The sequence below is a fragment of the Thalassospira sp. A3_1 genome (assembly GCF_017744215.1).
Taxonomy (GTDB): domain Bacteria; phylum Pseudomonadota; class Alphaproteobacteria; order Rhodospirillales; family Thalassospiraceae; genus Thalassospira; species Thalassospira lucentensis_A.
In genome coordinates this window covers 199,838-214,644 of the sequence record NZ_JAGHQQ010000005.1, presented here as the reverse complement: position 1 = coordinate 214,644, position 14,807 = coordinate 199,838, and the positions used below count along the sequence as shown (strand labels likewise).

The window sequence follows — 14,807 nt, the reverse complement described above, 5'->3', positions numbered from 1 at the left end:
GCCAGAGGGCATCCTCAGGCGCCCTTTTCGTCTTTGCTGTATTCATAAAATAAAGGCGTAGTGCGGGATGAGACGCGTAGTTGTTACCGGTATTGGTGCTGTTACTCCGCTTGCCAGCGGTGCACAGAACACCTGGCAGAAATTGCTGGACAGCCAATCCGGAATCAAAAGCATCGACACCTTCGATGTGTCCGATATCCCGGCCAAGATCGCAGGCCTTGTGCCGCGTGGTGTGGGTGACGGACTTTTCAACGCGGAAGATCATGTCTCGGTTAAAGACATGAAGAAAATGGACGATTTTATCGTCTATGGTGTTGCCGCTGCCGATCAGGCATTGGCCGATTCCGGATGGAAACCCGAAACCGACGAAGACCAGGAAAATACCGGTGTTCTGATTGGTTCGGGTATTGGTGGTCTGCCTAAGATCTCCGAAGCCACGGAACTGGTGAATAACGGCAAGACCCGCCGTGTCAGCCCATTCTTCATTCCGTCCTGCCTGATCAATCTGGTTTCTGGCCAGGTTTCGATCAAACATGGTCTTAAAGGTCCGAACCATGCCGTCGTGACCGCATGTTCAACCGGTGCACACGCCATTGGCGATGCATCGCGCATGATCATGCTTGGTGATGCCGACGTCATGGTTGCTGGTGGTGCCGAAGCCGCTGTTTGCCGTTTGGGTATGGCTGGCTTTGCCGCAGCACGTGCGCTGTCGACCGGTTACAATGATACCCCGACCGAGGCATCGCGCCCCTGGGATCAGGGCCGTGACGGTTTCGTCATGGGTGAGGGTGCCGGTTGCGTGGTGCTTGAAGAATATGAACATGCCAAAGCACGTGGTGCGAAAATCTATGCCGAAGTTGCCGGTTATGGCATGTCGGGCGACGCTTATCACATCACGGCTCCGGCCGAAGATGGCAACGGTGGTTTCCGTTCGATGCGCAATGCCCTTCGCAATGCCGGCATCAACCCGGAAGACGTCGATTATGTGAACGCACATGGCACGTCGACTCCGCTGGGTGATGAAATCGAACTGGGTGCGGTAAAACGTTTGTTCGGGGACGCGGTATCGAAACTTTCGATGTCCTCGACCAAATCGGCAACGGGTCATCTTCTTGGTGCCGCAGGTGCAATCGAGGCCGTGTTCTCGATCCTTGCTATCCATGAAGGTGTGGTTCCGCCAACCCTTAACCTTCGCAATCCGTCCGAAGCTTGCCTCGGGATTGATCTGGTTCCGCTCGAAGCAAAGAAACGCAAAGTCAATGTCGCATTGTCGAACTCGTTTGGCTTTGGCGGTACCAATGCTTCGCTGGTCTTCAAAGGCGTTTAAGACAGCAGATTCAACCTGACAGAGGGAAACCCCTTGAAGCGTTTTCTGCTTGTTCTTGGCTTTTTATGCATCACCGCCGCTCTCACCATTGGTGGGGCGGCGGTGTATGTTTATGTGCAATATACATCGCCCAGCAAACTGGTGCAGGGCAGTGATATTGTCATCCCGCAGGGTACAGGTGTTCGCGGGATTGCGGACATATTCCGTCGTGAAAACATCATTCAGGAACCTCTTGTATTTCTGCTTGGGGTACGTATTGCCGGACTGGATCGTTCGTTGCGTGCCGGTGAATATCATTTCCCCGCACGGGTCAGTCCAAAGCAGGCGGCTGAAATTCTTGCCGCCGGTGATACCGTCAAACGGTTTGTGACCATCCCCGAAGGACTGCGGTCTAGCGAAATCGTTGCTCGTATCAATCTTGTCGATGGTCTGACAGGTGAAATTTCCGACATCCCGCCCGACGGTATGCTGTTACCCGAAACCTATCAATTCTCGTTTGGTGGTACGAAACAGAGCATTATTGATCGTATGGCGGCGGCTCATGATGCGCTGGTGGCGCAATTATGGCCGGGGCGAGAGGCCAATCTACCGTTTGATACCATCGACGAAGCCATTGTTCTGGCGTCTATCGTAGAGCGGGAAACCGGTATTGCCGCCGAACGCCCGCGTGTTGCAGGTGTATTCGTCAATCGGCTCAGGATGAACATGCGTTTGCAGTCCGATCCGACGGTTGCCTATGCCATCAGCCCGAATGAACCGCTTGATCGAGCATTGACCCGGGCTGATCTGAAATTCGACAGCCCCTATAATACCTATGTTTCGGCGGGATTGCCTCCCGGACCAATAACCAATCCGGGCCGGGACGCGATATTTGCGGTTCTGCATCCTGCAGAAACTGACGAGATCTACTTTGTTGCTGATGGCACCGGTGGTCATGCGTTTGCCCGGACACTGGACGAACACAACCGCAATGTCGCACGCTGGCGTCGTATCCGGGACGGCCAATAGGTAACGGGTTATGCTCCCTGTTATTGACGGGGCTGTGCATGTTCGGGGGGGGACTCCAGTCTTTGACGGGCCTCATTTTTCGAAACCTTGCGCGGGATGCGTGATGCTGCCAGGTCGAGTAACGATTGCGGCACAATCTTCAAAACACCGATCAGGATATTCATCTGCCAGGGGAATGCGATCATCCCTCTATTCTTCGTGAGTCCTTTGTCGATCTTAATTGCGGCTTTGTCCGCCTGCATGAAGAATGGCATGGGGAAGTCGTTGGCATCGGTGATGCGACTTTTTACAAAGCCCGGGCAAATCACATTAACCTTGATCCCGAACGGGGCAAGGGCACCGCGCAGTCCTTCGCCATAGGTCCTTACCGCCGCCTTGCTGGCACAGTAGGCCGGTGCGGATGGTAGCCCTCGCCATGATGCCTGCGACGAAACCAGTGCGATCTGTCCGTGTCCGCGTGCAGACATGAAAGTGATCGCAGGATCAATTGTGTTCAGAACACCCGCGACATTTGTTGCAAAGATATCGCGTACCTGATCGGGGTCCTCGCCTTCGCTGCCGGTTCCTGCAGAAATACCTGCATTGGCGACAATCAGGCTCAGCGGTGTGATCTGATCACATTTGGTGACATATTCCGCCATTGTTTCGCGCTCAGTTACGTCAAGTACGTCGGCAAAAACGTTCGCGCCTGCCGCCCGGCATTCATTTTCGACCAGTTTCAGACGTGTTTGATCGCGGCCGCTGATGAAAAGAGTAACCCCGGTTCTGGCATAATGACGGGCAAGTGCGGCCCCGATGCCCGAGCTGGCACCGGTAATCAGGATGGCGTGGTATTGCAGTGACATGGTTGCTCGTGATCCCGTTGGACGATGTTCCGGATTGTTTGGGCGGACCATGGGACAGCATTAGGGCAGCATTATGAAATGCGGGCAATAACAGCTTGTCTTCATGATCTGCCATCAAACGACAATCCCTTGGCGCGTCGGGGCACAACCGTTATAAACGGGCAACCGACAATTCAGACTGGATCAAGAATATGACCGTATCAAGCATGACCGGGTTCGCACGTATCGATGGCGGCGCTGAAGGTTTTGGCTGGACCTGGGAGCTGCGCAGTGTCAATGGCAAGGGGCTGGATGTTCGCACACGCCTTAATGGCGGTTTTGAACGGCTGGAGCCAACGGTTCGAGAGGCAATCTCCAAGCGGTACAAACGGGGAAATATGGGCGTAACATTAAATGTTGTCCGTCCCGGGGAAAGCAGTGCCTATCGTATCAATCGGGACCTGCTTGCCGAACTGGTTGCTCTGGCCGAGGAATTTGACCGTGCCAGCAGTCTTTCGGCTGGCACCATAGCTGATCTTATGAATGTGCGCGGTGTGCTTGAAGCCGTTGAACAGCAGGAAGACGACGACAGTCGCGAAACACTTGATGCCGCAATCCTCAAAAGTTTCGGTGAGGCGCTTGATCAGATGGAAGCCCATCGCGCCGAAGAAGGTGCTAAGCTTGATGAAATGCTGCGCGGACATATCGATCGTATCGAGGAAACTGTTTTGCGGGCGGAAAGCTGTGCATCGGTTCGAAGCGACGCGATCAAGACAAAGCTCAAACGCCAGATCGACGAGTTGATGGAAGCCGGTAAATTCGACCCCGAACGGCTTCATCAGGAAGCGGCGCTGCTTGCGACCAAGGCTGATGTCCGCGAGGAAATTGATCGGTTGAAGGCTCATATCATTGCTGCACGTGACATGATCAAAAAGGGCGGAGCAATTGGCCGCAAGCTTGATTTCCAGTGTCAGGAGTTCAATCGCGAGGCCAATACATTGTGTTCCAAGGCGAACGATATCGAACTGACCAATTGCGGTATGGAATTAAAGGTGATTATCGATCAGCTGCGCGAGCAGGTTCAGAACGTTGAATAAGGATACTCCGATGACGGATCAGGTAAAACGTCGTGGTGTAATGCTGGTGTTCTGTGCACCCTCCGGGGCCGGGAAAACCACAATCACGCGTCAGCTTCTGGAAAAGGATAGCCAGATTTCACTTTCGGTTTCTGCAACAACACGTGCGGCACGTCCGGGCGAGGAGGAGGGCATCCATTACTTCTTCAAATCCGTTGACGCGTTCAAGCATATGATTGCCGATGACGAATTGCTGGAATGGGCCGAAGTGTTTGGCAATTATTACGGTACGCCAAGCGGCCCGGTCGAAAAGGCGCTTTCGGAAGGGCATGACGTTCTGTTTGATATCGATTGGCAGGGGGCACGGCAAATACGCGAGAAGGGCGGTGATGATGTTGTGTCTGTCTTCATTTTGCCGCCCTCATCGGCCGAACTGGAACGTCGTCTTCGAGACCGAGGGCAGGATGCTGACGATGTGATCATGAAGCGTATGGCGAAGGCCGGTGCCGAAATCAGCCATTGGGAAGAATTTGATTATGTGCTGATCAACGATGACCTAGATCGTTGTCTTGCCGATGTTCAGCATATTATCGGGGCAGAGCGCGTAAAGCGTGAACGCCAATCCCAATTGCCGGGGTTCGTTAAAAAGCTTTTGACAGATTGATGATCTGAAATGGCCGCCTGTTCAGGCGGCCATTTCATCATGAATACGTGTCAACCGGACGAAATCGGCCACGCTTAATTCTTCGGCACGTGCAGTCTCTGTAATTTGTGCACGTTCCAATAAAATCCCGACATCCATGTTCAATGTCTTCAGACTGGCGCGCAACATTTTGCGTCTTTGGCCGAAGGCTGCCTGTGTGACCTTGCCCAGACTGACAAGATTTACAGCTTCTCCGCGATCTGTTTTCGGTCGTAGTTGAACGACGGCAGAGGTTACCTTGGGCGGTGGAGTAAATGCACTGCGGTGGACATCGAACAGTATCTGACAGTCACATAGATACTGGCACAGGACTGAAAGACGGCCATAGGCTTTGCTTTTCGGGGCAGCAACAACACGTTCTGCAACTTCTTTCTGGAACATCAAAGTCAGACTGGCAAACTGGTCAATCTGCATCAGCCAGCCCAGCAACAGTTGGGTGCCCACATTGTAGGGAAGGTTGGCGACAATCTTTCGTGGGGCCGGACCAAGTGAGGTGACGTCAACTTCCAGTGCATCACCGTCAATCACATGAAGTGCGCCGGGGTAATGATTGCTGATTTGTTCAAGGACAGGCTGGCAGCGGGGATCACGCTCGATAACTGTTAGGCTTTTGGCTCCATTATAAAGCAAGGCACGTGTCAGGCCGCCCGGACCCGGACCAATTTCGATTACAGTGGCATCCTCAAGTGGTGCCGCCGCACGTGCGATCCGTCCCGTCAGGTTGAGATCAAAAAGAAAATTTTGGCCGAACTTCTTTTGAGCCGACAGACCATGTGTTGCAATTACTTCGCGCAAGGGCGGGAGCCCGTCATTGGCAAGGTTGGCGGTTTCATTTTTCTGGTCTGACACGATGTCAGGCTCCTTGTGAGGCGGCTTTACCGGCTGCTCGTTTTCGTGCCATGGCCGCCGCCATTTTGATCGCAGCGATCAGGCTGTCCGGTCGTGCGATGCCCTTACCTGCAATATCAAGAGCCGTTCCATGATCTGGGGACGTTCTGATGAAAGGCAATCCGAGCGTGACATTCACACCACCATGGAAATCAAGCGTTTTGACGGGGATCAGGGCCTGATCGTGATAGGGGCATAGAGCGACATCGTAGTTTGCACGTGCTTCGGCATGGAACATGGTATCGGCGGGCAGGGGACCAACAACATCGAAGCCCTCATCCCGCAATGCGATGATAGCGGGGCTCATGACCTTGATTTCTTCATCCCCCATCGATCCGTCTTCACCGGCATGCGGGTTTAATCCGGCAATGGCGAGCCTCGGTTTTTTTAACCCAAAATCACGTTGCAACGACTTTGCTGTGATGCGGACCAACTTTTTGATCATCTCACCTGTCAGTTGTTTGGGAACTTCGGACAGGGCGATGTGGATTGTCATCGGTACGACGCGCAACTTGCTGTTTGCCAGCATCATGACCGGAACTGCATCTGAACCGGAAAGTTCTGCCAGAAATTCGGTATGACCGGGATGTTTAAAGCCCGCCTGATAAAGTGCACTCTTCTGGATCGGGTTGGTCACTACAGCACTTGCGGTTCCTGATCGTGTCAGGTTAACGGCATGGGTAATGCTATCTATGACAACGGACGCGGTTTTACTGGATGCCGTCCCGGGCTTGATATCCTCAGCGTTACCGGGAATCTCCAAAACGGGAAGGGCATCCTCGAAGAACTGGCCTGTCTGGCTGGCTTCGTCTATCACCTTGGTTTTTACCCGTAGTCCCAGACTTTCGATGGTTTGATCCATGATTGTCTTGGGGCTCAGAATAAAAAACGGCGGCAGATTATGGTCGGCGCGCGCAAGCCATGCCTTGATAGCAAGCTCCGGGCCAATGCCGCCCGGTTCGCCCAGTGTCATTGCGATCGGCTTGATATCGCTCATAGGCTTGCGTCCTTTCCGGATCACATCCGGATATCGATAAACGCATTGCGGCGCAATTCGCGCAGTTTGCGGCGTGCAAGAATTTCAAGGCGTTCCATTTCAAGGCGTTCCCGAATGTTTTCCCTGTCCGGAAGCGTACTTTCTTCGGTTTTGTCACAGACCATAACAAGGAGCGCGCCACCATCTACCTTGATCAGGTCGGAAATGCCGCCTTTGTCCAGGTTTGCAACTGCATTTCTTACCGGACCGGCGAGGTCATTTGGAGAAATGCCTTCGGTCTTGCCACTCATTTCCGATCCGAGATCAACTGCAACATTGGCCAGTGATTGACAGCTATCGGCGTTCTCTTTGGCATTTTGCAGGATACCGAGTTTGGTATTTACCTCATCCTGCGGGGTGTTGGCCGCTATCGGGACAAACAACTGGTAAAGATCAAGTCGGACATCTGTCAGAGCATTAGCATCGCCTCGGCGACGATCAAGTAATTTCAGGATGTAATATCCGCGAATGGTTCTGATAGGATCGCTTACATCACCGGGCTGCATCTGATTGACGGCTTGCTGCAGTTCTCCGGCCATTTCGCCGGAATAAAGCCAGCCAAGATTGCCACCGTTTGCCGCACTGGAACTTGCCGAAAACTGCCGCGCAAGGCCACCAAAGTTGGCACCTTGTTCCAGAGCCCGGATCACCTCGCGGGCATTTTGATAAACTTTCGTCTCGTCCTGGGGATTGTCGACAGGCAGGAAAATTTCCTGAACATTGTTTCGCGGTTTTCCCTGATTGCTGCGAATACGTTCAAGATTGTCATCAATCTCGGTATCGGAAATCTGGATTTCGCGTCGCATTGATCCTAGAAGTTTCTGCCATGCAATTTGCGGACGGATTTGATTTCGGATAGTTTCTGTTGCGATGCCATTTTGAGCCAGAAACTGGTCCAATCCTCCGGGGGGTAATCCCGAATTTTGCTCAATCAGGTTTTTGGCCCGATCAATGTCCGCGTCGGTTACCTCAAAACCACGACGTTCTGCTTCCTGCAACTGCAGCTTCTCGTTGATCAGCTGCTGTAAGATTTGCGGTGCCATTTCCTGGCTGCGCTGCGGGCTCATTGGGATGTTTGAGGAGGCGGCTACAAGCTTGATACGTTCGACCAGATCCACCACCGAAACCGGAGCATCGTTGACGACGGCTGCGACGCCTATGGTGCTTTGAGCTCGCGCTGTCGAAATTGAAACAACGGTAAATAGTACAACAGCAATTGCTGCGACGAGATGGGAAAGTCTGGTGATATGCAAAGCTGTACTGCCTTATAATCCGGCTGCTGACGCAAATTCGCCAAGTGTTTTGAATACCAGTCGGAAAAGAATCTCATCCGACTGACCAAGATCCTGATCTTCGTAGAACGTTCTTCTGACCTGACCGTCAAACACGAAGCATTCGTCTTCGTAAACAAAGCCGAAACCGTATTCAAGAGGGTCGTTCTGATCAAGATCATAACGACTATAAGCCATTCCCGACCAGAATTCACCGAACTGGCGTTCAGCACGGAAGTAAACCTCTTCACGCTGCCCGAATTCATCCGTACCGGCGTCCTCGGAAAAATGAACATAGTCAAGATTGAGGCGTAAAGTTTCCTTTTCACCTAATCCCGCTGATACCTGGTTCCGACGTGTCGAGAAATCCTCGTTATCGAGACGGTAACGGTAGGTTAAATCGACATATTTGTTGGGGGCAACAGTTACCCTACCAACATAGTCCGATAGATGATCCTCAAGGCCGGATCCTTCGGCAAAGGTGTCACCTTTGTTAGCACGATAGCTTTGCCCGAACATTGCACTGGTATAACCACCTTCTTCCCCGTATATGCCCCATTCAAGGCCATAACTGGTCCTGAAGCCATCTTCGGCGCGGTCAAGGCCACTATACCTGTCATGCGAGAAAATATTGATGTCATCAAATTCAAATGACTGGGAATCCTCGTTTGGAATCTCGTCCGGATTACCACCATTGGGGGACCATGCGGCCATAACCATCGGCTTGACGATATGGTGATAGCTGCCTTGGTTGTTTACAAACGGCATGTTCCAGTCAACAGCCGCCAAAGGAAGAATACGACCCGCATATCCTTCATAATTTTGCTGACCATCCCGGGATACATCAGAAACCATGTAATTATCTGTGCGGATAGACATCGAGAGTTTCGTTACGTCTCCCAGTGTTCCTATATATGGCAGCGCCCAGCCGGCCTTGGCCGACAGGCGGTGGGAATCTGTTCCCTCTTCTCGTGTCAGCGAAAGAGCGTCTAGGTCAAGGGTTGTGTAGCTGCCATATTTTGCGGGGGCCGTTTGACCATGGAATTGTGCGTGAGGCAAAATAATGGGAGTCGTATCCCGGTCATCTTCGGCTTTTAGCCCCTGGAAATAATAACCATCGACACGGCTATAACTGGAGCCTCTGAAGCCTTCGGTAAACAGGTTGGACGTCAATACGGATGGCGATCCAAAACCGTAACGGTTCATGTAGGTCTTTTCAGAAGCCTGCTCAGCATCAAAGCCCCAGCGCCAGGTCTCGTCTATGTCGAAGCGCCCCTCTGCATCAATATGGCCTTGCCAGTCGTCATTACTGTCGCTGGTAACGCTGCTGACGACGTCCATTTCTCCGCTATCAAAGCGTTGCCGGTATTCGCTTGCAAGAACCGGACCCTCGTCAGTTGTGTAAATCGGACGAAGTGTCAGATCTTTGCTTGGATCAATTGCCCAGTAATAGGGTAACTCGAAGAACGAGCCGACATAACTCGTACTGCCAAAGGATGGTGCCAAAAGGCCTGATTGGCGTTTTACTGTCGGATCGGGATGCTGGAAATAGGGCGAATAAAGAACCGGAACTCCTGCAAATTCCAGTCGCGCATCTTTGTATTCGACCGTTTTGGCGTTGGCGTCATGAAGAACGCGTGCAGCTTTGATCCGCCATAGAGGAGGCGTTTCCGGATTGTCTTCGCAAACCTTGCAGGGAGAATAAACGGCTTTGGCTATTTCAGTGAAATTTCCCCCACTGCGCCGCGCACCGGTTCCGGCAATGCGCGTGTTTTCATCAAGAAGAACATAGATGTCTTCGACTATGCCTTCTTTGAAGTCACCCGTGAGTTCAACATAGCTTGCAAATGTAACTTCACCAGTGGGTTCCGTTATACTGACATTGCCAGATGCAGTGAGCACGTCCTGCGATCTGTCATAGCTGACGGTATCGGCAAGTAAAATCCGCCCATCCCGGGAAATTTCAACATTTCCGCGTGCAGTTACAGTTTGCAGTTCGCGGTTATAGTCAACCTCGTCTGCGCTGAACAGGATCTTGGATTGTTCTTCGTTTCCGGTTGTGATTTCATCTGATTGCTGGGCTTTGGCGGCAATCGAATAAGTCCCGGCCAGCGCAAATGCGCAGCCAAGTATCGTCCCCGTTGCCAGTCTTTTTATCATTCCCCCTGTACACGCCATTCAGCTAGCCATCCTCCAGATGCAGCAAGGTTGAAACTCCCAATAGCAACGATATACCTGCAGGTGCCCACGCAGACAGAACAGGCGGGATGCCGCCCGAAACGCCAAGCGCTGAAATGACATCGGTACAGAAGTAAAGAATGAAACCGGTCACGACACCACCACCGATAACAAGAGATGCACGGCGTCGTCGAGAAAATTTAAGACAGAATGCTGCGGCAATCAAAACCATCGCGCAAAGAAGCAAAGGACGCGACAGCAAGCTATGAAAATGTATTCGATGGCGAGTTGCGTTAAAACCTGCACGTTCAAGAAGATTGATGAACGGTTTCAAGTCCCAGAAAGACATCGTTTCGGGAGATGCAAAGCTGTCCTGTATTTTGCGGGCAGTAAGGTTCGTGGGTAACATTAACTCGGGCGAAAATTCACTGACCAGTCCGGGATGGAAAGTCCAGGCATCGAAGAAATGCCATGTGCCGGGTTCCAGGACGGCTCGTTCTGCATCAATTCGTGTGGTGAAATCATCTGCGTTCTGAAACCGAAAGACTGTCACATACCGCAAGTCTACACGATCTGTAGCCTGACCACGCACTTCTCGGGCATAGATTACGGCCTGTCCGTCCTGCGTGCCCTGGCGCAGCCACAGCCCACTGGAGGAAAGGTTCATGATACTGCTATTGCCTTGAAGATAACGGGCTTCAAGTGTTTCATAGCGTTGCAGCAAAATTGAAGATAGTGGATTAAGTGCCATTACCTGAATGGAGCCGAGCAAAATCGCGCACATGATAGGCGGTAGCAAAAACTGCCATGCGGAGACACCGGCCGCGCGTGTCACAACAAGTTCCTGATTGCCAGTCAGCTTCCAGAACGAAAACATTGATCCGAACAGGACTGCAAACGGCAGGACCTTTTCTGTCATGAACGGGATTCTGCTGGTAGCCATCTGAAAAACGATGCTCACCGTCGCATCAGGTTTGCCACCTGCGCGTCTTAGCAGCTCAATGGTATCACCAATCAGTATTAACCCGATGAGAAGGGCGAGAATCCCCAAAATCGAGATCAGGACATGTTTACCAAAATACCAAGTCAGGGTCGGGGAGATTCTCATACCGTAACCTCGTTACGGTTTGCGGCTTTTGCCTGAATTTGTGGTCCCCGGAATGTCCAGTATAGGCCACCGACGATTGGAATAAATGCGTTAAGATACATAAGAGGCAAAAGGTCGGGATTCTTTGCGGACAGGTTTTTCATTGCGATTCCGATTGCCTGAAAAACAATCATGGCGGCAATAGCAAGCAATAGCCGGCCTGTTTGTCCCCTGCGGGAGAAACTGCTGGAAACCAGGACAGCCAATGCAATGCTGGCGAAACCAATTGAATAAAGTGGTGAAATCAGACGATCATGCCCTTCTGCACGAAATGCGCCAACATCGTTAGGCAATACATCCGGGGGGATTGCGGTTAACAGATTGGAGACACTTCGTTCACGTGCTTCACGATAACGAAGGGCAGGGTCTTCTGTACTATGCGCAATATCAACGGCGTAACGGTCAAAATAAAGGATCGACATCGTGCCGTCCTTTGTATTGACTTCCTGCCGGTTTCCGTCAAGCAACACGATCCTCGGGCCGTTTTCGGTGCGGACAAGAGCCCCGTTTTTGGCCATCATTGTCGCTTGCGCAGCAGGATTTCTTGAATCGTGCACCAGAATTCCAAGCAACTCGTTATCCTGCCCGACTTCCCGAATGTAAACAGTCAAACCGTCCAGATCGGTAAAGCTGCCTTCCTGCAAAAGCACTGAGGAGAAATCATTCCGGATCGAGTATTGGAGTTCTTTGAACTGCTGATAGCTGTAAGGCAGATAAAACAGCGTGAGAAAATAACCGAATGCCGCAGTCAGGCATGCAAGGATGAGTGTTGGTTTTGCAAGAGCCCACTGACTGAGGCCCGCAGATCGCATGACGATAAGCTCTCGGTCCTGAATCAGCTTGTTGTATGTGAAAACAACAACAAAAAAGAGTGATATTGGCAAAATAATTGCCAGAAAGCTGGGAAGCAGCAGCGATGTCAGTTGTAAAAAGACCGAGACGGAAAGGCCCCGGTTTACAATCATTTCAATGAAACGCAGGCTCTGCGACAGCCATATGACACAAAGCAAGCCAAGTGTCACAAACACCATCATAATAAACTGCTGTTTCAGCATATATCGGGTTAAACGATTCATTGGCCGGATTATAGAGAAGCGTTCAGAAACCGAAACAGGAAATTAGGGGCGAAGCCCGGCAATTGTACTGTTGCGCGGTGAGGCAGGGTGGTCACGGTGGAGCAGGTGGCAACCGATTGTCGTTAAAGGCGAAAACTGATACCTCGCGATGCACTATGCCCAGCGAGGTATCAAGGGATTACAACGCCACAGCTGTGTCAGAATAATGGCGCTGTTTCATGTAGCAGGTCGTTTTCTGTATTGGCAATCTGACGTGCCAAAAAGTCGCTTTCCGGGAGCACTTGTCCGAAAAAGAAATCGCAACTCAAATGCTTTGCATCGGTGAAGCCCCGTTCGACATCGCCGTCAAACAACTTCTTCTGTGAGCGATACATTAGCCAGCCTGCGACACAAATCGACGCTTGTCGGAGATAAGGGGAGGCGACAGCTTGTGCCAAGGTCGGGGAAGCTTCGCATCTGGCAAGGATGTCTATCGTTGTTTTTTCAAGTTGATCAATTGCATTGCCCAGCATCTTTGCCGGTTTTTCCATTTCATCAGCATCGGCTGTTTGAACGAAGGTTTCACGCATTTCGGCCATAAGCCTCTGCATGGCTGATCCATTGTCGCGCAAGAGTTTTCGACCAATGAGATCCAGCGCCTGAATACCATTTGTTCCTTCGTAAATTGGCGCAATGCGCGCATCACGCAGATGTTGGGCTGCGCCGGTTTCTTCAATAAAGCCCATTCCGCCGTGAACCTGAATTCCAAGGGAAGCATTTTCTACCCCCAAATCTGTTGACCAGCCCTTGACCATCGGGATCAGGAGGTCGGCTCGTACCTGTGCTGCCGCGCGGGCATCCGGGTCTTCATGATGATGGGCGATATCAAGCTGAACGGCTGCATAAAGCGATAGCGCGCGTGCTGCCTCGGTTGTTGACCGCATTCGGATCAGCATGCGTTGAATATCACCGTGATGAATAATGGTATCATCCTGCCCCGTAGTCGGGGACTTACCCTGTTTGCGGTCACGTGCATAAGACACTGCCTGCTGATAGGCACGTTCAGAGATCGCAACACCCTGCTGACCAACCGAAAGACGCGCATTGTTCATCATGGTAAACATGCAGGCGAGGCCTTGTCCCTCCGCGCCGACCAGATATCCGGTGGCCCCCCCCTGATCCCCAAATGAAAGCACAGCAGTCGGGCTGCCATGAATACCAAGCTTGTGTTCGAGCGATACGCATTTCACGTCGTTGCGTTCACCTGTCGTGCCGTCCGCGTGAACAAGGAACTTGGGTACAATAAACAGTGAAATCCCTTTGACGCCCTCAGGTGCATTGGGAGTTCGGGCAAGAACAAGATGGACAATATTATCTGTCATCTCGTGATCGCCATAGGTGATGAAAATCTTTTGTCCCGTTAAGCGATAGCTACCGTCATCGGCTGGAATTGCCAAGCTGCGAACTTTTGAAAGATCCGAACCTGCCTGGGGTTCTGTCAGGTTCATGGTGCCGGTCCATTCCCCAGAGATCATTCGTGACAGATAAAGTTTGCGCTGCTGCTCAGACCCGTGTGCCGATAGAAGTTCGATGGCACCAGCAGTCAGCATCGGGCAAAGAGCAAATGCCATATTTGCCGAATGCCAAAGCTCGCCAACCGCGGCTCCGACAAGCAGGGGAAGGCCCATACCTCCATCAGCTTCAGAGGCGCTGATGCCTTGCCATCCACCGTCGCAGAATTTTCCATAGGCGTCGTTCCAGCCAGTCGGGGTGCGGACACTGCCATCGTCCTGAAGAACGGAACCTTCCTTATCCCCAACGCGGTTTAACGGTGCCAGCACACCTGCTGCCAGTTTACCTGCTTCCTCAAGGATCGCATCGACAAGGTCAGGAGTGGTTTCCGCAAAGGCCGGAATATCCGAAACGGTTTTCAAACCGATCACATCTTGGATCAGAAACCGCAGATCATGGATTGGTGGCGTGTAATCGCTCATGGAAAAGACGTCTCCCTGAATTGTGAGGCGCCCGCTCGGTATCGCCCTCATTACGGGACGTTGTTCTTGCCGCACAGCATAATCAGATGCGTGCGCAAGATCGAGTCCGTTTCCGTCATGATGTGACAAATTCTTCTCAGACATTCGTCGTGTATTATTGCTTTCAATCCGCAAACGTTGCACTGCAGTACTGGCAATAATACATACTGGTTCCGATATAAATCGGATCGAGAGGTGGTTGCGGGGTCGCCATTCATGGTTTGGCAGGCTAAACTGCCCTACCGGTAATCGGGACACGAT

12 protein-coding genes are annotated in these 14,807 nt (G+C 52.0%); 4 read left to right on the top strand and 8 right to left on the bottom strand.

The genetic code is table 11. The features are described from left to right. The first annotated feature begins 67 nt into the window (after positions 1-67). Together fabF and mltG are read left to right on the top strand one after the other, a co-directional pair. Positions 68-1,327 carry a beta-ketoacyl-ACP synthase II gene (fabF, locus tag J7395_RS19050; protein WP_114121118.1) on the top strand — a complete coding sequence of 420 codons (1,260 nt, stop codon included), beginning with the start codon at positions 68-70 and terminating at the stop codon, positions 1,325-1,327. 33 nt (positions 1,328-1,360) lie between these two features. Further along, a complete protein-coding gene (gene mltG, locus J7395_RS19045; RefSeq protein WP_209223190.1) occupies positions 1,361-2,335 on the top strand; it encodes an endolytic transglycosylase MltG in 975 nt (324 codons plus the stop codon). A 20-nt stretch (positions 2,336-2,355) separates the two neighbouring features. On the opposite strand, the gene J7395_RS19040 is transcribed toward mltG, so the two are convergent. Beyond that, positions 2,356-3,180: an SDR family NAD(P)-dependent oxidoreductase gene (locus tag J7395_RS19040; protein ID WP_209223188.1), complete on the bottom strand. Its 825-nt coding sequence runs from the start codon at positions 3,178-3,180 to the stop codon at positions 2,356-2,358. 191 nt (positions 3,181-3,371) lie between these two features. Here J7395_RS19040 and J7395_RS19035 point away from each other — a divergent pair, with 191 nt between their 5' ends. Together J7395_RS19035 and gmk are read left to right on the top strand one after the other, a co-directional pair. Continuing rightward, positions 3,372-4,256, top strand: a complete 885-nt coding sequence (locus J7395_RS19035) for a YicC/YloC family endoribonuclease (RefSeq protein ID WP_209223186.1) — start codon at positions 3,372-3,374, stop codon at positions 4,254-4,256. 10 nt (positions 4,257-4,266) lie between these two features. Then, positions 4,267-4,899 (top strand): guanylate kinase, encoded by a 633-nt coding sequence (gene gmk / locus J7395_RS19030; protein ID WP_062951951.1) that lies wholly within the window; start codon positions 4,267-4,269, stop codon positions 4,897-4,899. Positions 4,900-4,920: 21 nt separating this feature from the next. Here the strand turns inward: gmk and rsmA are convergent, their stop codons facing one another. The 7 genes from rsmA to J7395_RS18995 form a co-directional block, all read right to left on the bottom strand. Next, positions 4,921-5,787: a 16S rRNA (adenine(1518)-N(6)/adenine(1519)-N(6))-dimethyltransferase RsmA gene (gene rsmA, locus J7395_RS19025; RefSeq protein WP_062951952.1), complete on the bottom strand. Its 867-nt coding sequence runs from the start codon at positions 5,785-5,787 to the stop codon at positions 4,921-4,923. A gap of 4 nt (positions 5,788-5,791) precedes the next feature. Continuing rightward, positions 5,792-6,823, bottom strand: a complete 1,032-nt coding sequence (gene pdxA / locus J7395_RS19020) for a 4-hydroxythreonine-4-phosphate dehydrogenase PdxA (RefSeq protein WP_209223184.1) — start codon at positions 6,821-6,823, stop codon at positions 5,792-5,794. A 20-nt stretch (positions 6,824-6,843) separates the two neighbouring features. After that, a complete protein-coding gene (locus tag J7395_RS19015) occupies positions 6,844-8,115 on the bottom strand; it encodes a peptidylprolyl isomerase (RefSeq protein WP_247742293.1) in 1,272 nt (423 codons plus the stop codon). 12 nt (positions 8,116-8,127) lie between these two features. Continuing rightward, positions 8,128-10,311: an LPS assembly protein LptD gene (gene lptD, locus J7395_RS19010; RefSeq protein WP_247742292.1), complete on the bottom strand. Its 2,184-nt coding sequence runs from the start codon at positions 10,309-10,311 to the stop codon at positions 8,128-8,130. Between the two features lie 4 nt (positions 10,312-10,315). Further along, positions 10,316-11,419, bottom strand: a complete 1,104-nt coding sequence (gene lptG / locus J7395_RS19005; RefSeq protein ID WP_209223182.1) for an LPS export ABC transporter permease LptG — start codon at positions 11,417-11,419, stop codon at positions 10,316-10,318. Then, positions 11,416-12,534 (bottom strand): LPS export ABC transporter permease LptF, encoded by a 1,119-nt coding sequence (gene lptF / locus J7395_RS19000; protein ID WP_247742291.1) that lies wholly within the window; start codon positions 12,532-12,534, stop codon positions 11,416-11,418. The genes lptG and lptF overlap by 4 nt, the downstream gene beginning before the upstream one ends. A gap of 197 nt (positions 12,535-12,731) precedes the next feature. Further along, positions 12,732-14,690 (bottom strand): acyl-CoA dehydrogenase, encoded by a 1,959-nt coding sequence (locus J7395_RS18995; RefSeq protein WP_348541248.1) that lies wholly within the window; start codon positions 14,688-14,690, stop codon positions 12,732-12,734. Between the last annotated feature and the right edge of the window lie 117 nt (positions 14,691-14,807).